This is a genomic window from Kribbella sp. NPDC049174 (assembly GCF_043197365.1).
Taxonomy (GTDB): Bacteria; Actinomycetota; Actinomycetes; order Propionibacteriales; family Kribbellaceae; genus Kribbella.
Genome location: NZ_JBICSZ010000001.1, coordinates 1,374,343 through 1,391,626, shown reverse-complemented (window position 1 = coordinate 1,391,626; position 17,284 = coordinate 1,374,343). Strand labels below are relative to the sequence as shown.

16 protein-coding genes are annotated in these 17,284 nt (G+C 69.2%); 8 read left to right on the top strand and 8 right to left on the bottom strand.

Annotation, left to right across the window (positions count from 1 at the left end):
- Positions 1 to 9 precede the first annotated feature (9 nt).
- Both ACGFIF_RS06445 and pgsA read right to left on the bottom strand, forming a co-directional pair.
- Entirely contained in the window at positions 10 to 867 is an 858-nt protein-coding gene (locus ACGFIF_RS06445) for a phosphatidylinositol mannoside acyltransferase (protein WP_393152078.1), read from the bottom strand.
- Positions 868 to 870: 3 nt separating this feature from the next.
- A complete protein-coding gene (gene pgsA, locus ACGFIF_RS06440; RefSeq protein WP_393152076.1) occupies positions 871 to 1,563 on the bottom strand; it encodes a phosphatidylinositol phosphate synthase in 693 nt (230 codons plus the stop codon).
- Positions 1,564 to 1,703: 140 nt separating this feature from the next.
- Here pgsA and ACGFIF_RS06435 point away from each other — a divergent pair, with 140 nt between their 5' ends.
- The 3 genes from ACGFIF_RS06435 to ACGFIF_RS06425 all read left to right on the top strand — a co-directional run bounded on the left by ACGFIF_RS06435 (position 1,704) and on the right by ACGFIF_RS06425 (position 4,383).
- Positions 1,704 to 2,675 (top strand): hypothetical protein, encoded by a 972-nt coding sequence (locus ACGFIF_RS06435; RefSeq protein WP_393152074.1) that lies wholly within the window; start codon positions 1,704 to 1,706, stop codon positions 2,673 to 2,675.
- Positions 2,676 to 2,738: 63 nt separating this feature from the next.
- A complete protein-coding gene (locus ACGFIF_RS06430; protein ID WP_393152072.1) occupies positions 2,739 to 3,377 on the top strand; it encodes a hypothetical protein in 639 nt (212 codons plus the stop codon).
- Positions 3,378 to 3,441: 64 nt separating this feature from the next.
- Complete coding sequence (locus tag ACGFIF_RS06425; protein ID WP_393152070.1) at positions 3,442 to 4,383, top strand: hypothetical protein; 942 nt, start codon at positions 3,442 to 3,444, stop codon at positions 4,381 to 4,383.
- 110 nt (positions 4,384 to 4,493) lie between these two features.
- On the opposite strand, the gene ACGFIF_RS06420 is transcribed toward ACGFIF_RS06425, so the two are convergent.
- Both ACGFIF_RS06420 and thrS read right to left on the bottom strand, forming a co-directional pair.
- Positions 4,494 to 5,099, bottom strand: coding sequence for an HIT family protein (locus ACGFIF_RS06420; RefSeq protein WP_393152068.1), 606 nt, complete (start codon positions 5,097 to 5,099; stop codon positions 4,494 to 4,496).
- Positions 5,096 to 7,117 carry a threonine--tRNA ligase gene (gene thrS, locus ACGFIF_RS06415; RefSeq protein WP_393152066.1) on the bottom strand — a complete coding sequence of 674 codons (2,022 nt, stop codon included), beginning with the start codon at positions 7,115 to 7,117 and terminating at the stop codon, positions 5,096 to 5,098. Before thrS ends, ACGFIF_RS06420 begins: the two co-directional genes overlap by 4 nt.
- A 204-nt stretch (positions 7,118 to 7,321) precedes the next feature.
- Here thrS and ACGFIF_RS06410 point away from each other — a divergent pair, with 204 nt between their 5' ends.
- Genes ACGFIF_RS06410 through ACGFIF_RS06400 form a run of 3 tightly spaced genes read left to right on the top strand, consistent with a single transcriptional unit; the run spans position 7,322 to position 9,665 of the window.
- Positions 7,322 to 8,233 carry an ABC transporter ATP-binding protein gene (locus ACGFIF_RS06410; RefSeq protein ID WP_393152064.1) on the top strand — a complete coding sequence of 304 codons (912 nt, stop codon included), beginning with the start codon at positions 7,322 to 7,324 and terminating at the stop codon, positions 8,231 to 8,233.
- A complete protein-coding gene (locus tag ACGFIF_RS06405; protein ID WP_393152062.1) occupies positions 8,230 to 8,874 on the top strand; it encodes a DedA family protein in 645 nt (214 codons plus the stop codon). Before ACGFIF_RS06410 ends, ACGFIF_RS06405 begins: the two co-directional genes overlap by 4 nt.
- A gap of 47 nt (positions 8,875 to 8,921) precedes the next feature.
- Positions 8,922 to 9,665 carry an ABC transporter permease gene (locus ACGFIF_RS06400; protein WP_393152060.1) on the top strand — a complete coding sequence of 248 codons (744 nt, stop codon included), beginning with the start codon at positions 8,922 to 8,924 and terminating at the stop codon, positions 9,663 to 9,665.
- Between the two features lie 50 nt (positions 9,666 to 9,715).
- Here ACGFIF_RS06400 and ACGFIF_RS06395 read toward each other — a convergent pair whose 3' ends face one another.
- The 4 genes from ACGFIF_RS06395 to ACGFIF_RS06380 all read right to left on the bottom strand — a co-directional run bounded on the left by ACGFIF_RS06395 (position 9,716) and on the right by ACGFIF_RS06380 (position 14,915).
- Positions 9,716 to 11,317: a MinD/ParA family protein gene (locus ACGFIF_RS06395; protein WP_393152058.1), complete on the bottom strand. Its 1,602-nt coding sequence runs from the start codon at positions 11,315 to 11,317 to the stop codon at positions 9,716 to 9,718.
- A 189-nt stretch (positions 11,318 to 11,506) separates the two neighbouring features.
- The gene (locus ACGFIF_RS06390; protein WP_393152056.1) at positions 11,507 to 12,172 is read right to left on the bottom strand and encodes a response regulator; all 666 of its coding nucleotides are present in this window, start codon (positions 12,170 to 12,172) and stop codon (positions 11,507 to 11,509) included.
- 4 nt (positions 12,173 to 12,176) lie between these two features.
- Positions 12,177 to 13,751, bottom strand: coding sequence for a sensor histidine kinase (locus ACGFIF_RS06385; RefSeq protein WP_393152054.1), 1,575 nt, complete (start codon positions 13,749 to 13,751; stop codon positions 12,177 to 12,179).
- Positions 13,752 to 13,805: 54 nt separating this feature from the next.
- On the bottom strand, positions 13,806 to 14,915 hold the full coding sequence (locus ACGFIF_RS06380; protein WP_393152052.1) for a GntR family transcriptional regulator: 1,110 nt from the start codon (positions 14,913 to 14,915) through the stop codon (positions 13,806 to 13,808).
- 71 nt (positions 14,916 to 14,986) lie between these two features.
- Between ACGFIF_RS06380 and ACGFIF_RS06375 the strand changes: the two genes are divergently transcribed.
- Positions 14,987 to 15,703 carry an SDR family NAD(P)-dependent oxidoreductase gene (locus ACGFIF_RS06375; protein ID WP_393152050.1) on the top strand — a complete coding sequence of 239 codons (717 nt, stop codon included), beginning with the start codon at positions 14,987 to 14,989 and terminating at the stop codon, positions 15,701 to 15,703.
- A 123-nt stretch (positions 15,704 to 15,826) separates the two neighbouring features.
- The gene (locus tag ACGFIF_RS06370; RefSeq protein ID WP_393152048.1) at positions 15,827 to 17,284 is read left to right on the top strand and encodes an ArnT family glycosyltransferase; all 1,458 of its coding nucleotides are present in this window, start codon (positions 15,827 to 15,829) and stop codon (positions 17,282 to 17,284) included.

The window sequence follows — 17,284 nt, the reverse complement described above, 5'->3', positions numbered from 1 at the left end:
GAACGATTCTTACTCGTCCAGGAAAATCCTTTGCAGCATGTGCCAGTCCTCCGGGTGAGCGGCGATGCCCGTCGCGAACGCATCGGCGCAGCGCTGGGTCATCGCGGCGGCCCCCTCGTCCGGGTCGATCGCGTCGTGGAACGTGATCACCAGTTGCGGCCCGTCGTAGTGCAGGGTCGCCGGGATCAGCGGCGCACCGGTCCGCAGACTCAGCGCGGCCGGTCCGGCCGGCATCCGGGACGGCCGGCCGAAGAACGTGACCGGGACGCCACGCTCCGACAGATCCCGGTCGGCCACCAGACAGACGAATCCACCAGCACGCAGACGCTCCGCGAGGACGCCGAACGCATCGTCGCCTCCGGTGAGCGGCAAGACCTCCATGCCGAGCTTCATGCGGTAGGCGATGAAGCGGTCGAACAACGACTCCGGTCGCAGCCGCTCCGCCACGGTCGACACGGGCATCCCGGTCCGGCCGGCCCAAGCGCCCGCGTGGTCGTAGTTCGCGAGATGCGGAAGTGCGCAGATCACCCCGCGACCGGCGGCGTGCGCATCCCGCAGCAGCTTCTCGTTGACCGTGCGGACCCGGCCGACGATCTCCTCATCGGTCAACTCGGGCAGCCGGAACGCCTCCTGCCAGTAGCGCAGGTACGACCGCATCCCGGCCCGGGTCAGCGCGTCGAGGTCCGCGTCGGGACGGACCACGGCCAGGTTGCTGCGCAACCGCCGTACGCCCCGGCCGTTGCGTCGGACCACTTGATCCGCGGCGTGGCGGAACAGCCAGGTGACGGTCCGTTCCGGCAGGCGTCGTACCAGGGTCCAGGCCAGGGCGAACGCCAGATCGATCACCCGCTGGCGAAGGCCGTCCATCACTCAGTTGTTCTTCGTGTCCGGTTCGGCCGGAGGCTCGGGGGTCGGCTGCGCCGGGGGCGGGGTGTCCAGGCCGGCGTTCGCCGGATCGGCGAGAACCTGCTTGCGAACCGAGAGCGAGCGCTGGATCACAGTGATGGTGCTGGCGATCGCGAGCGCCCAGAGAACGATCTTGAGCAGGATCGGCAGGTTGAGCACGTCGGCGAAGAACGCGATCACCAGGACCGAGACCAGCCGGTCGGCACGCTCGGCCAGGCCGCCGCTCGCCTTCAGGCCGAGGCTCTCCGCCTTGGCCCGGGCGTACGACGTGGTCGCACCCATCACCAGCGCCCACAGCGTGACTGCGGCCATCAGGGTCGAGTCGCCGGCGTTCGCGTTGGCGTAGTACAGCACCAGGCCGCCGAACACCGCGCCGTCGCCGAGCCGGTCGAGGGTGGAGTCCAGGTACGAACCCCACTTCGACGACGTCCCCGACGTCCGCGCCATGTAGCCGTCGATCAGGTCGGAGAAGACGAAGCAGGTGATGACCACCACGCCCAGCCACAGCTGGCCACGGGGGAAGAAGATGAGCGCACCGGCGCACACGCCGACGGTGCCCACCAGCGTGACCACGTCGGCGCTCACGCCGAGCTTGAGCAGGAGGTTGGCGATCGGCGTGATCACCTTGGTCCAGAACTGCCGGAATCTGTTAAGCATGGCGACGCGATCGTAGTCGAGCCGGATCACCATCTGGTCACATACCACCCAACCTGGCGCCAATCGTGGGTGATCAACCTGCGCGAGAACCGGTTTCGCGGGATGCTGGAGACCTGCTGTGAGGCCAGGAGGTGCGGTCGATGCGACGGAGGACGGGCTGGTTCCGCGCCGTCGCCTGCGCACTTGCCCTCGGCCTGGTGGCCTCGAGCTGCTCGGTGGCCCGCCGCGCCGACGGCACCCGACCGGTCCCGAGCGCGTCCCCGGCGCCGGCCGTCGTACCGACCGTGGTCGCCCCACCCCAGGCCGAGGGACTGGACGGTACGGCGGGCGCCCCAGGGCCGCAGGTGTGTACGGCGATCACCGGCACGCTGACCGCGTCACTCCACGTCACCGTCACCGCGAAGCCGAGCGCCTGGAACGACGGCGGCCTGCCGGCGCTGGACCTCTGCACGCTCCTGGTCGAGGGCCGGCCGGTGACGATCGGGGTCAGCGCTCTCCCCAGCCAGGCCGACTCGCTCGACCGGCTGCTCTCCGGCGCCGGCTCCCCCGCGCCGCTGACCGAGCTCGGTCCGGACGCCCGGATCGCCGAATCCCGGATCGTCTTCCCGGTCGGCGACCGAGCGGTCCGGATCACTCCGGCCGGCGGGATCGACCGCAGTACGGCGGGCAGCATCGACCGCGCCAAGGCTGTCGCGCTCGCATTGGCCACGCGGGACGCCGTACCGAAGACGATTCGGAACGCGCGGCAGTCCGACTCCGCGTGCCAGGTGTCGAACTCGGCGGCGGAGCGGTTCGTCGGGGCTCATGTCCAGCTGCGGCGGGACTATCGGGTCAACGGTGCGCTGACCTGTATCTGGGGCACGTACGACGCCACGGTGTCGATCGTCGAGGCCTTCGACCAACCCACCATCCCGGAAGCCGATCGAGTGCCGCCGCCACGTCTCGCCCCGATCGGCCGGCCCGGTTACTACCTGCCCGACGAAGGTGAACTCGTCTTCCGGCAGGGCCGCCGCGTCGTCCGGGTCACCGGCCTGACCAACCCACCGCGTGAGGTCCCGCTCGACACCCTCCTCGGCATCGTCGACCCGTTGCTGCCGCTGTTCCTGCGCTGAAAACTTTCCGGTCCAGACCAGCGTCCAACCCAATCGACACACCGTCATTGGGGGTGGTGGTACATGAGCAGGATTTCCAGGTACGGCGGCTTGCTCGCCGCCGGAGTACTTGGCACCGGGCTGCTGACGACCGGCGGTGGCACCGTCTCCGGGAAGCAACTCACCCGGGTCGGGCCTGGCTGGCAGGACTACCGGACGCTCGACCAGTCGACGTACGGCGCCCGGACGACGGAGTGGTCGCTCGACCTCGAAGGCACGATGGAGCGCCGGACCGTCAAGTCCGACAACGGCCGCATCTACCGGCACTACGACGGCTGGCAGTCCAACTTCCGGGGTGTGAAGGGGGTGGCGCTGATCAGCCAGACGGCGACCTACGACACGTTCCTGATGACGCACACCACCGGCCGGCTCTACACCGCGCGGTTCCCGGTGGCCGGCGGCCACATCATGGCGTCGACGGTCAAGCCGATCCGGATGTCGACCTGGCAGGTGTTCGAGACCCTGGTCGCCGCTCCGTGCGGGAACGGAACCGTTGTCCTCGGCATCGATCGCAACACCGGGGCCGGTTCCCTGTACTCGATCGGCCACGCCAACGGCCTGGCCACGTCGATCAAGCGACTCGGCAAGGTCCCCGGCACGTTCAACGATCCCGTGTACTTCCGCTGGGCCAACTACAGCGATCCGCTGCTCTTCGGCGAATGACCGGCAACTTTCTGGTGTAGTCCGGCATCCAACGACCGACAACAGCAACCTGGGGGTGGATCGTATGACCAATTGGACCAAGTACGGCGGATTTCTGGCCGCCGGAGTACTCAGCGCGGGGATCCTGACGACCGGCCTGGCGTCAGCGCAACCGAGCAGCACGACCGGGGCGAGCAACTCCGCGGCCGCCTGCCGGATCAGCGTCGGCTCGGTGACCGCCGGCGGCGATCACCGGCTGCAGACCTTCACCGCGACCGGCGCCAAGGTCGCCGACAAGATTGTTGCCAAGGACATCTACCCGGACGGGCAGGTCCGGCTGAGCGCGACGATCCGCTACGGGGCCGCCGAGGTCGGCGGCGACGCGCATCAGGGCCCGGTCATCATGGGCTCGACGATGTACGACACGAGCTACCTGACGCCGGCCGGCGGCGGGACCGTGTCGCAGAAGCAGGTCACCCGGGTGGGACCGGGCTGGCAGGTCTACCGGACGCTCGACCGGTCGACCCACGTCACCGCCACCAAGCAGCGCGACACCGAGTACTCGCTGCACACCGACGGCACGATCTACCGCCGGAACGTCACCTACAAGAACGGCGTCCCGTCCCGGCAGGTCACCGGGTGGCAGTCCGGCTACAAGGGTGTGAAGGCGATGACGCTGATCAGCCAGACACCGACGTACGACACCTTCCTGATGACGCTCACCAGCGGAAAGCTCTACACCGCGCGGCTGCCGCTGGCCGGTGGGCACATCATCCCGGGTGTCGTGAAGCAGGTCCGCGGCTCGACCTGGCAGGGGTTCGAGTCGCTGGTGGCGGCGCCGTGCGGCACCGGCACGCTGCTGCTCGGCATCGACAAGGACACCGGCTCCGGCTACCTGTACTCGGTGGGCCACGCGAACGGCACGGCCACCGCGATCAAGGGACTCGGCAAGGCCGCCGGCTCATTCAACGACCCGGTGTACTTCCGCTGGGCCAACTTCGCCGACCCGCACCTGGCCGGCGAGTAGTCCTGCAGTAACCCAGATCGCCCCACCCGCTGCTACGGGCGGGGCGATCTGCGTTCTACGACGCACTCTGCGTTGACGCCCGCTCAGGCGTTTACGGCCCGCTCAGCTGTTTACGGCTCGCTCGGCCAGGACTTGGCCAGCAGGGCTCGGGTGTCCGGCAGCAGTTGCGGCAGCACCTTCGTATGGCCGATGGCCGGCATGAAGTTCGTGTCCCCCGACCACCTCGGGACGACGTGCTGGTGCAGATGGGCCGCGATCCCGGCCCCGGCGATCACGCCCTGGTTCATGCCGATGTTGAAGCCGTGCGCCCCCGACACCGTCCGGATCGCCTGCATCGCCTGCCGGGTGAGCGCCGCGACATCCGCGACCTCGTCTTCGGTCAGCTCGGTGTAGTCCGCGACGTGCCGGTACGGCACCACCATCAGATGACCGGGGTTGTACGGATACAGGTTCAGCACCGCGTACGCCGCCGCACCGCGGTGCACGATCAACGCGTCGGAGTCCGGCAGTCCCGGCAGCCGGCAGAACGGGCACCCCGAGCCGGCCTCGTCGCTGGTCGGCTTGTTCTCCCCCTCGATGTAGGCCATCCGATGCGGCGTCCACAACCGCATGAACGGATCCGGCACCCCGACGCCGTCCTGCGCCACCACCTCGTCCGGCAGGTACGGCGAATCCGGGACGCCGGCGCCGGACGGCTGGTCGGGGGAATCCGTCATACCTGGACGCGCTTCGCGACTGCCTCGACGATCTCGGTGATCGCGTCGGCGATCGGGACGCCGTTCTTCTGCGACCCGTCGCGGTACCGGAACGACACCGAGCCGGCCGCCATGTCCTCGTCACCGGCGATCAGCATGAACGGCACCTTGGACTTCTGCGCGTTGCGGATCTTCTTCTGCATCCGGTCGTCGGAGGAGTCCACCTCGATCCGAATCCCCTGCGCCTTCAGCTGCGCGGCGACGTCGTACAGGTAGTCGACATGCCCGTCGGTGATCGGGATGCCGGTCACCTGGACCGGGGCGAGCCAGGGCGGGAAGGCGCCGGCGTAGTGCTCGGTCAGGACGGCGACGAACCGCTCGATCGAGCCGAACAGCGCGCGGTGGATCATCACCGGCCGCTGCCGGGAGCCGTCCGGCGCGGTGTACTCCATCTCGAACCGCTCGGGCAGGTTGAAGTCCAGCTGGATCGTCGACATCTGCCAGGTCCGGCCGATCGCGTCCTTGGCCTGGACCGAGATCTTCGGGCCGTAGAACGCGGCGCCGCCCGGGTCCGGGACCAGCTCGAGACCGGAGCCCTCGGCAACTTCCCGGAGCGTCTCGGTGGCTTCCTCCCAGACCTCGTCGGAGCCGACGAACTTGTCCGGGTTCTTGGTGGACAGCTCGAGGTAGAAGTCGTCCAGGCCGTAGTCGGCCAGCAGGCCGAGCACGAAGGTGAGCAGCTTGCGCAGCTCGTCGCGCATCTGCTCGCGGGTGCAGTAGATGTGCGCGTCGTCCTGGGTGAACCCGCGGGCCCGGGTCATCCCGTGCACGACACCCGACTTCTCCAGCCGGTAGACGGTGCCGAACTCGAACAGCCGCATCGGCAGCTCGCGGTAGGACCGGCCGCGGGCGGAGAAGATCAGGTTGTGCATCGGGCAGTTCATCGGCTTCAGGTAGTAGTCCTGGCCCTGCTTGCGGATCTCACCGTCCGCGCCGCGCTCCTCGTCCAGGTGCATGGCCGGATACATGCCGTCGGCATACCAGTCCAGGTGGCCCGAGGTCTGGAACAACTGCGCCTTGGTGATGTGCGGTGAGTAGACGAACTCGTACCCGTCCTCGACATGCCGCTGGCGGGAGTAGTCCTCCATCACCTTGCGCAGCACGCCGCCCTTCGGGTGGAACACCGCGAGGCCGGAGCCGATCTCGTCGGGGAAGCTGAACAGGTCCAGCTCGGAGCCGAGCTTGCGGTGGTCGCGCTTGGCGGCCTCCTCCAGCCGGGTCAGGTAGGCCTTGAGCTCGTCGCGAGACTCCCAGGCCGTGCCGTAGATCCGCTGCAGCTGTGGGTTCTTCTCACTCCCCCGCCAGTACGCCGCGGCGGTCCGCATCAACTTGAAGTTGCCGAGATACCCGGTCGCCGGCACGTGCGGACCACGGCACAGGTCCTTCCAGGCCACCGAGTCGTCGCGCCGTACGTTGTCGTAGATGGTCAGCTCACCGCTGCCGACCTCGACTGAAGCGCCCTCGGCCGCGTCCGCCGCCGAGCCCTTGATGCCGATCAGCTCCAGCTTGTACGGCTCGGCGGCCAGCTCGGTGCGCGCGTCGTCGTCGGAGACCACCCGGCGGCTGAACCGCTGCCGCTCCTTGATGATCTGCTGCATCTTCTTCTCGAGCTTGCCCAGGTCGTCCGGCGTGAACGGCGTGGGGACGTCGAAGTCGTAGTAGAACCCGTTCTCGACCGGCGGGCCGATACCCAGCTTCGCCTCCGGGAACAGCTCCTGCACGGCCTGCGCGAGCACGTGCGCGGTCGAGTGCCGGATGATCGCCCGGCCGTCGTCCGACCCGGCCTTCACCGGCTCGATCTCGTCACCGTCCGCGACCGGGCGGGACAGGTCCCGCAGCTCACCGTTGACGCGGGCGGCGATGGCGGAGCGGTCCTGGCCGAAGATCCCGGCGAACAGCTCCCCGATCGTCGTCGTCTCGGTCACGCTCCGCTCAGCCTCGCCCTCGACGCCGATCAGATGGACCTTGACTTCCGACACGTTCACTCCTCAGGTACGACGGTCCGCGGAACTGCGGCCGCTCACGCACAGATGGTATCGACTCCGCCGCCCCGGCCGGACGCCGTATCCACAGGTCCGGGATACCTGACGAAAGTAGGGGGTCCGACCAGCCGTAGGCCCGATGTGGCTGGGGTCCCGAATTCCTAGGTTCGAGTCAACTACTCGAATCAGGAGGGGCCCGGCGTGATCACGCTCGAAGGACTCAGCAAGAGGTACGGCGACACCACCGCGGTGGACTCGCTCGACCTCACCGTCGCACCCGGCCGGGTGACCGGCTTCCTCGGACCGAACGGCGCCGGCAAGTCGACCACCATGCGGATGATCCTCGGCCTCGACACCCCGACCGGGGGCACCGCACTGATCGACGGCCGCCCGTACGCCGCCTGGCCAAAGCCGCTGACCAAGGTCGGCGCCCTGCTCGACGCCAAGGCCCTGCACCCGCGCCGCAGCGCCCGCAACCACCTGGTCGCGATGGCGCAGAGCAACGGCATCCCGGTCAGCCGGGTGGACGAGGTGCTGTCGATCGTCGGGCTCGACTCGGTCACCCGGAAGCGCGCCGGTGAGTTCTCGCTCGGTATGGGCCAGCGACTCGGTATCGCCAGCGCACTGCTCGGCGACCCCGAGGTGCTGATGTTCGACGAGCCGGTGAACGGCCTCGACCCGGACGGTGTCCGCTGGGTCCGCCGGCTGATGCGCTCACTCGCCACCGAGGGCCGGACCGTGTTCGTGTCCAGCCATCTCATGAGCGAGATGCAGCTGACCGCCGACCAGCTCGTGGTGATCGGCCGGGGTCGCCTGATCGCGGACGCGCCGGTGGCCGACGTGATCGCCGGGTCGTCCCGGACCACGGTCGTCGCACGGGTGCCGGATCACGCGCACCTCGTCGTACTGCGGGATCGGCTCACGGCCGAGGCGGAGCGGGTGGAGTCGGCGGACGACCGGGTGATCGTGACCGGCGTCCAGGTGGAGCGGGTGGGTGACCTGGCGCACGAGCTCGGTGTGCGGTTGCACGAGCTCCACACCGAGCATGCCTCGCTGGAAGAGGCGTACATGGAGCTCACGGCCGACAGCGTCCAGTACGGCGTTGCCTCATGAGTGACGCCATTCTGCACTTCACCGAGGAGCTGATGTCGTCGTGGTGGATCTATCTGGCGCTGTGGGCGTTTGCAGCGCTGGACGGGTTCTTCCCGGCGGTGCCGAGCGAGACGCTGGTCGTCACGGCCGGAGTCTTCGCGGCCACCGGTGAGCCCAACCTGTGGGGCGTCATCGTGGTCGCCGCGGCCGGTGCCTTCGTCGGCGACCACGTCTCCTACGCACTGGGCCGGGGCGCGGGTGGCCGACTCCTGGACCGGCTGCAACCAGGGACCAAGCGGTACGCGATGAGTCTGTGGGCACGGCGGGCACTGGCCGAGCGCGGCGGTCTGGTGCTGGTGGTCGCCCGCTACATCCCGGGCGGCCGGACCGCCGTCACGCTGACGATGGGCTCGGTTCGCTACCCACTGCGCAAGTTCTCGTTGTTCGCCGGGCTCGCCGCGGTCAGCTGGGGCGTGTACTGCGCTCTGGTCGGCTACATCGGCGGCAAGGCCTTCGAGGACAACCCCTTGAAGGGCGTCGTTCTCGGCATCGGCCTAGCCCTGATGGTCACGGTGATCGTCGAGGTCGTCCGGCACCAACTCCGCAAACGTCAGCCTCGAGCTGAGGTCGAGCCCGAACTCGTAGAAGCAGGTGAAAGATGACTACGGCAACTGTCACTGTCAGGTCGAGGTCTCGGCTGGGAGATGCGGTGCGCTCCGAGTGGACCAAGCTGTGGACCGTCCGGTCGAGTGGGCTGAACATCCTGTCCGCCTTGATCCTGACGGCCCTGCTGGGCCTCCAGTTCGGCCTTGGTACGGCGTACGACATGGACCATCCCGAGCCGGGGCAGGTGGTGGCGCCACAGCCTGTCGGTGGGTTCGGCATCTCGGCCGTCCTGATCCTGCAGGTGATCGTCGCCGCGTTTGCTCTGCTGACAGTCACCTCGGAGTACGCGACCGGCAGCATCCGCTCGACCCTCCAGTGGACCCCGGTACGGCGCAACGTCGTACAGGCCAAGGCGGTCGTGCTGACGCCCGTGCTGTTCGTCTACGGCCTGGTGATGGCGGCGGTTGCGGCTGTCGCCGGAGGCCTGATGGCGGGCTCGTGGGCTGACTGGGATGCGCGCTCGCTGGTGACGGACGTGCTGTCGGTCGCCTTTTACCTGACCGCGGCCGGTCTGTTCTCGCTGGGGATCGCGTGGATGATCCGCAGTACCGCCGGCACCTTGACCGCGGCGTTCCTGCTCCTGATGGTCCTGCCCCTGATGCTCGGCCAAAGCGGCTTGCGCGTCCTCGTCTGGGTGGCCGCTCTGCTCCCCGGAGGCGCCGGCCAGAACTTCCTGAGCGGCACCACCGACCCCATCTCCCCCACCCTGAGCGTCGTGGTCCTGCTGGCCTGGGTCGTGGCGGCCCTGGTCCTGGGCACCCGGGTCCTGACCCGCCGGGACGCCTGAAACACGAAGTCGCCCAGGCCGGGAGCGGCCTGGGCGACTTCACTGTGCTGTCAGCGTGGGACGTTGAGAGCGATCGTGATCTGCTCCGACACCTTGGCCGCGAGCTCGAGGGCGGCCCGACGGGTGGTCGGCTGCAGGGCCGAGTGGTCCAGCGGGCCCTCGGCGGCGATGTGCTGGTCGGTGGGGATGTCGACCACGGCAGCGGCGCGTGACTCGAAGTACGACCGGAGCTGCTTCTCGACCTCCTTGTTCACGTCGCCGGGACCGTTCGAGACCGCGATCACCGCGCGGCGGATCAGCCGCTGCGCCTCCGGGCCCTGGTTGTCCAGCTCCTCCAGCATCTGTACGGCGGCCGCACAGGACAGGCTCTTCCACTTGATCGGGATGACGAGAGCGTCGGCTGCCTTCATCGCCTCACGCCAGTTGCTGGAGCCCTCGTTGTTCCCGGTGTCGATCACCAGGACCTTGTAGAACCGGCTCAGCAACCGGTGGATCTGGTCGAAGTCCTTCGCCTCGATCTGCGCGTACGTCGTGGTCGCCGACGTCAGTACGTCGTACTGCCCGGCCACCTGGTGACGCAGGTACGCCGCGACGTCGCCGAGCCGGGCATCCGGCTGGGTCAGCATCGGCATCGCCTGCAGCATGTCCGTGACCGTGGACCGGCTGTTCGTGTCGTGCGTGCGCAGGTGCATGTTGCCGCGCAGCTCGTTGTTGTCCCACGCGACCACACCACCGCCGCGGGCCTGACCGAGCGCACCAGCCAGCAACAGCGTCGTCGGCGTCTTGCCCGAGCCGCCCTTGGGGTTGGCGACGACGATCGTCACCGGACGCCGGAAGGCAGTCGCCGCGGTCGCCCGTGCGATCCGCTCCATCCGCTCGGTGCTCCCGGGACGCAGCCGAAGCGCACTGCGGATGCCGCGCTCCGCCGGGGCCTCCCGGGGCAGCGGCAGCGCCTGGATCAGCTCGTCGGTCCGGTACGAGACCTCGCGCTGCTGCTGCGGCGCGTGCTGACCGGGAATGCCCTGCGGGAAGAAGTGCTGCGCAGCGGGAGACAACGGCTGGCCGCCCTGAGCCGGACCACCGGCCGCCGGCGGCGGGCCTGCCTGTCCACCCGCGGCCGGGCCTCCCGCGGCCTGACCACCAGCCGCATGGCCGCCGGCCGTAGGGCCACCGGCTGCCGGGCTTCCGCTGAGGCCCGAGCCGCTGAACGACGAACCGCCGAAGACCGGCGCGGCACCCGTCGTACCACCCTCGGCACTCGAGCCCTGCTGGTCGTCGCCGCCGTCGGTGTCAGCGCTCGCCTTGTCGGTCTCGTCGAACTCGTCCGGCTCGCTCGCGGGCTGCGTCCACGAGCCGGTCGACTCGGCCGCCGGCTGGGACCAGGACGGTGCAGGCGGGGCAGGCGGCGGGGTGGCCGGCTGGCTCCACGGCGCCGGTTGCTGGGTCGCGGGCTGGGACCACGTGTCGGCCGGGAACTCCTGGGACAGGGCGTCCGGCTTCTCGACGGGCTCGGCCGCGGGTTCGGGCTCGCGCTCGGGCACCTGGTTCGGGTCCGGCTGGGTCCAGGAGGGGGTCGGCTGCCACATTCTCCGGACCTCGGCCGCCGCCGCTTCCCGGTCTTTGTGCTGTCCGGAATTGTGCGAGTCGGTCACGACCTGGATCCCCGATTCTGTTCGAGGGGGCGCGGTGGCCCCAGAGGTTGCTGGATCATCCGGAGGGTGAGGTCCCCGGGAGACGTCCACTATCCCATGACCGGGTGTCCACAGGGCGTCACCACCCGGAGCGTCGCACGACCACCTCACGACCGTCGTCCGACCAGCCTGCGCGCCGGTCCCGACCGGTCAACCGGCGACCAGACCCGCTTCGTAGGCAACGATCGCGGCCTGGACCCGGTTCTTGACGCCGAGGCGGAGCAGAACGGCGCTGACGTAGGCCTTGACCGTGCCTTCGACCAGGAACAGACGCTGGGCGATCTCGGCGTTCGACAGGCCCGCGCCGACCAGTCCCAGCACCTCCAGCTCACGCGGGCTCAGCACGGCGACCTGCTCCTTCGCGGCCGCGGCCCGGGCCATCGCGCCGCCGCCCGCGCCGGCACTCAGCTCGGCGATCACCCGCTGCGCCACGCGCGGCGACAGGAAGGCGGCACCTTCCGCGACAGCTTTCAGGCCCGCGATCAGTTCGCGAGGGTCGCCGGACTTGAGCAGGAAACCGCTCGCCCCGTCGCCCAGGGCACGGGCGATGTAGGCGTCCTCGGAGAACGTCGTGAGGATCACCACGGCCGTCTCGGGCATGGTGCGGCGAATCTCCGCGCCGGCGGCCAGTCCGTCCATCCGTGGCATCCGGATGTCCAGCACGGCCACGTCCGGCCGGTGCCGCCGTACCGCCTCGACCGCTTCGATGCCGTCCGCTGCCTCGGCAACGACCTCGATCTCGTCGTCGGTGCCGAGGATCGCCTTGACCCCGGCGCGCACCATCGCCTCGTCATCGGCCAGCAGAACCCTGATCACGCAATCAACCTGTCTCGGTAGTCGGGGGGACAGAGCCGGTCTGGACGATGGCCTTCGCGACAAGGACACCGTCGTCGAAGCAGAGCCGGTAGGCGTAGTTGGCGGAGAACGGCGCGTCCGGGCGGTAGTAGCGACAGGTCCAGCCGGCCGGCGGCGTGTAGCCCTCGGCCGGCGGGTCGATCATCTGCATCGAGGGCAGCGCCTTCTCCACCTCGTGCTCGGGCTGCCCGATGGTCAGGCCGTCGTACTTGCTGGGCAGCAGGATCGAGCTGTAGCCGGCGACCAGGTAGTAGGCCAGCGCAACCACGCCGACCACCGCTCCGAGGATCAGCGGGGCCGCGACGGCCGTGATCAGTCCGCGCCGGACACTCCGCCGTACCGTGGCCCGTTCGGCCGCCGCGGCGGACACGGACGGTTCCGCCTCCGGCTCCGGCGGGCCGCCTGCCCGCGGCATCGTCGCGACGACCTCGAACCCGTCTCGCAACGGTCCAGCGGTCAGCGTCCCGCCCACGAGCCGCACCCGCTCACGCAACCCGTCCAGCCCGCGACCCGAGGATGGGACAGACGACGGCACCGGCCGCACAGCACCCGTGTCGACGATCCGCACCCGTACGTCGTCCTCGCCGGACGTCACGGTCACGGTCACCGCCGCGCCCGAGGCGTGCTTGCTCGCGTTCGTCAGTGACTCCTGGACGACGCGATGGACCGCGCGGTCCACCATCGGTGACAGCTCGGCATCACCCTCCTGGACCAGCCGCACCGCGAGCCCGGATGCGGCCGCGCGCTCGACCAGCGTCGGCACGTTCTCGTCGCGTGGGACCAGCGGAGCATCCGTGTCCCGCAGTACGCCGATGATGTCGCCGAGCCGGTCGGTCGCCGTACCCGCCATCTCGCGCAGCTCGGACGCGGCCCGGCGATGTTTGTCCGGCAGCGACGGATCGAGCTCCAGCGCCGCGGCCCGCAAGGCGATCAGACTCAGCTCGTGCCCGACCGAGTCGTGCATGTCCTGCGCGATCCGCGAACGCTCCCTGAGTCGCTCCTGGTCGATCGCCATCCGCTGCTCGCGCTCGATCCGCTCGGCTCGGTCCCACCCGGCCGTGGTGAGCAACGCCTGCTGGGCTCGGTACCGCCCGATCAGCCACGGCAGCACGACCAGCAGCAAGGCGAGCAGCAACATCACCAGCCAGGTGAGCACCGCTTCCGTCGCCTGCTCCTCGCGACGGACGACCAAGGTGAGCAGGAGCATCCCGAGCAGGGACCAACTGCACACCAGCACGAAGTGCTTGAGCTGTGTCTCCCGCCGCCCGGCCAGGTAACTCAGCAGGGTGATCGCCGGAACCAGCGCAATCTGCACGCCGTGCGACGTACCGAGGGCGAAGGCGAGGATGACGATCTGCGCCCAGGCCACCACGGTGAACGCCAGCAGCGGCCGGACCCGGCGGACGAAGACACCGACGAACAGGGCGGCGACACAGGCCGCCCGCACCCAGTACGAGTCGTTCCGGGCGCCGCTCTCCGCGAGCACGAGGAGGCTCAGACCGGCCCACAGGCCGACGTCTCCCACGCGTCGCCAGTTCATACGCAGACGCTACACAGTCCGGCCGACAGCGTCGTACTGCCGAAAGTCAGGTCTTCAGTTGCCTTCGGCATCGACGAGCTCGAACGGAACGATCGACAGGTTCGGCACCGACTCACCGCGCAACTGGGCCAGTAGCAGGTCGACCGCGCGCCGGCCCATCTCCCGCTGGTTCTGCCGGACATGCAGGTACGGCGGCCCGCCGATCGAGTCCCCTGGAGAGTCGAAACACGCGACCACCTGCTCGCCGTTCAGCGCCCGGTCGACCATCCGGGCCAGGTTGTATTCACACGCGACGTACGCCGTCACGTCCGGCACCCGCTCGCGGAACGCCCTGATGACGTCGACGTCGGCCCGGATGCTCTCGGTCGTCGTGGATCCGGGCAGCGTGCTGCGCAGCTCGGTCAGCTCGTAGGCCTGGCCGCGACCCGCGAAGGCGGTCCGGAACCCCTCCAGCCGGTCCTCGATCGACGACGTGTTGACCGGTGGCGGGGAGACGAAGGCGATGTGCCGATGCCCTCGATCGAGTAGCCGCGACGTCAACGCCCGCGAGGCCGCCACGTTGTCGGTGTGGACGGCGGCGACCGGGATGCCCGACAGGTGACGGTCGACCAGCACCACTGGGTAGCCGTCGAGCACCTGCCGCAACAGGCTCGCGTTGTAGAAGTCGCCATGCACCGGGAAGACGATTAGCCCGTCCACCTCACCGGTCGACACCAGCGAGTCGACGGCCTTCTCCTCGTCGGACTGCCGGCCGTGCGTCCGCCGTACGACGAGATGAGCGCCGTGCTCCGCACACCGCTCCTCGATCGCGTTGAGCAGATCCAAGCCATACGCCTCGGACATATCCGGTACGACGAACGCCACCGACCGGGCCTCGTGCTTCGGCCGCGGCACCCGGCCCTTGAGCGGCACGGTGACTCCGGTCAGGTCGGGCAGGTTCCGCACCACGAACGTGCCCCGGCCGCGGATCCGCTCGACCAGGCCGGCCTCCCGCAGTACCTCGAGCGCCCGCTTGGAGGTGATCCGGCTGACCTCGAACTGGGTCGCGAGCTCCATCTCCGAGGGCACCCGGTCGCCGGGCCGCAGCGCACCGCGGCGGATCTGCTCCAGCACATGCGTACTGAGCTGCTCGTAGAGCAGGGCCGCTCGTCGTCCGGTTGACATACCAACATCATCTCGCATGCCACGGCTTTGTCGGTGGACGGTGGCACGGTGGGTCCTGGAGGTGATCGGACATGCGGATCGACGGGAAACTCGCGGTCGTCACCGGAGCCGCGGTCGGGATCGGCCGGGCGATCGCGCAACGGCTGGCGGCCGAGGGCGCCGAGGTGGTCGTCGCCGATATCGACGCGTCCGGCGGGATGCAGACCTGCGACTCGATCGGGGCCAAGGCGCGGTTCGTCCGGGTCGACCTGCGCGACGACGACGCAGTGGCGGACCTGATGGCATGTCAACCACACATCCTGGTCAACAACGCCGGCGGTGGCCCTTCGTTGCGGCCGTGCTTTCCTGAGGCGTCCGTCGAGCGCTGGTCGGCGTCCCTCGACCTCAATCTGCGCGCGCCGATGCTGACCACGCAGCTCGCGCTGCCAGGCATGCGAGAGGCCGGCGGTGGGGCGATCGTGAACGTCGGATCGACCGCAGGGCTGGGGTTCGGGCCGCATGTGTCGCCGGAATACAGCGCTGCCAAGGCGGCCCTCGTCCGGCTCACCACGACGCTGGCGCCGCTCGCCGAGAGCCATGGGGTCCGGGTCAACTGTGTGGCTCCTGACTGGGTGGCGACCGAGCGCGGTGTCCGGGAGCGCGAGGAGCTTCCCGAGGCCGAGCGCGGGCCCGCGCTGGTCCCCCTCGAGGTTCTGACCGACGCCGTCGTTCGGTTCGTCGAGGACGACACTCTGGCCGGCCGGGTCCTGCTCCTGGACCGCGACGAACGGCCCTTCTTCCTCAACTGACGCGGGCGGCGGCCGGAGCTGACGCGGAGAACCGAACGGCGTCTGCGCCAGTACTCGGAAAAGTCCGCACCAGTTCCTGATCAATTCCTGGTCCGGGAGCCGACGGGCTGACAGCATTCCCGCATGACAGCCACTCGCCCGTCGGTGCCCGAGTTCGCAACCGTTCCGGTCGCGTCCGTCGCGGCCGTTGTCGCGATCGTGCTCACGGCACTGTCCGGGCGGTACGGATACCACCGGGACGAGCTCTACTTCATGGTCGCGGGTCAGAAGCTCGACTGGGGGTACGTCGACCAGCCGCCGCTCACGCCATTGCTGGCGCAGGTGTCGACGTTCATCTTTGGCAACACCCCGATGGGTCTGCGGGTGGTGTCGACACTGGCATCGGCGGTCACTGTTGTCGTGGTGGCGTTGATCGCGCGGGAGTTCGGCAGCTCGCGCCGCGGGCAACTGCTGGCCGCTGTGTGTGCTGCCGTGTCCGGGTTTCTGCTCGGTGTCGGGCATCTGGTGTCGACGGCGACGTACGACCTGCTGGCGTGGATGCTGATCTGTCTCTTCGCGGTGAAGCTGCTGCGGACGGGCGACGGGCGGTGGTGGCTCGCACTCGGCCTGACTGCGGGCATTGCGTTGGAGAACAAGTACCTGGTCGTCCTGCCGATCGGTGCGCTGTTGCTGGCGCTGCTGATCGTCGGACCGCGTGACGTACTGCGTTCCTGGTGGCTGCTGGCCGGTGTCGCAGTTGCTGGGGTGGTGGCATTGCCCAATGTGCTGTGGCAGTTCCAGCACGACTGGCCGCAGCTCACGGTGGCCGGCGGCATCAGCGAGGACGACGGGACCGAGAACCGGATCATGTTCATTCCGCTGCAGCTACTGCAGTTGTCGCCGTTCCTGATTCCTGTCTGGGTGGCCGGGTTTCGACGGTTGTGGCGGATGCCTTGGGCGCGGTCTGTCGCGTTGGCGTATCCGCTGCTGTGCGTCGCCGTACTGGCCGTTGGCGGGAAGTCGTACTACGCCCTGCCACTGCTGCTCGTCCTGGTCGCCGCCGGTGCCGAGCAGGTGCTGTCCTGGCCGCGTCGTGCGGTAGCCGTTGGCCTCGCGCTGGCGGCCGTGACGTCTGCTGTGTTCACGTTGCCGCTGCTGCCGGCTTCGGCGGTCGACTTCGTGATCCCGGTCAACAAGGAACAGGGCGAGCAGATCGGCTGGCCTCAATTGGCTGACACCGTCGCCGCGGAGTGGAACCGGATCCCCGCCGACCAACGATCGTCGGTCACGATCTTCACCGGCAACTACGGCGAGGCCGGCGCCCTTCGCCGCTACGGGCCGGCGCTCGGCCTTCCACCGGCGTACTCGGGACACATGAGCTTCGCCGACTGGGAACGCCCGGCCGACACGCAGACCGGCCCGGTCCTGCTCGTCGAGATCGAACGCAACCCGTCGTTCGAAGCGCACTTCCGCGGCTGCGAACAGGTCGCCACGATCGACAACATCGTCTCCAACGACGAGGACGGCGCGGCGCTGGTCCGGTGCGACTCCCCCGCCGAGCCGTGGTCCACTCTGTGGCCGAAACTCCGGCGCTACTACTGA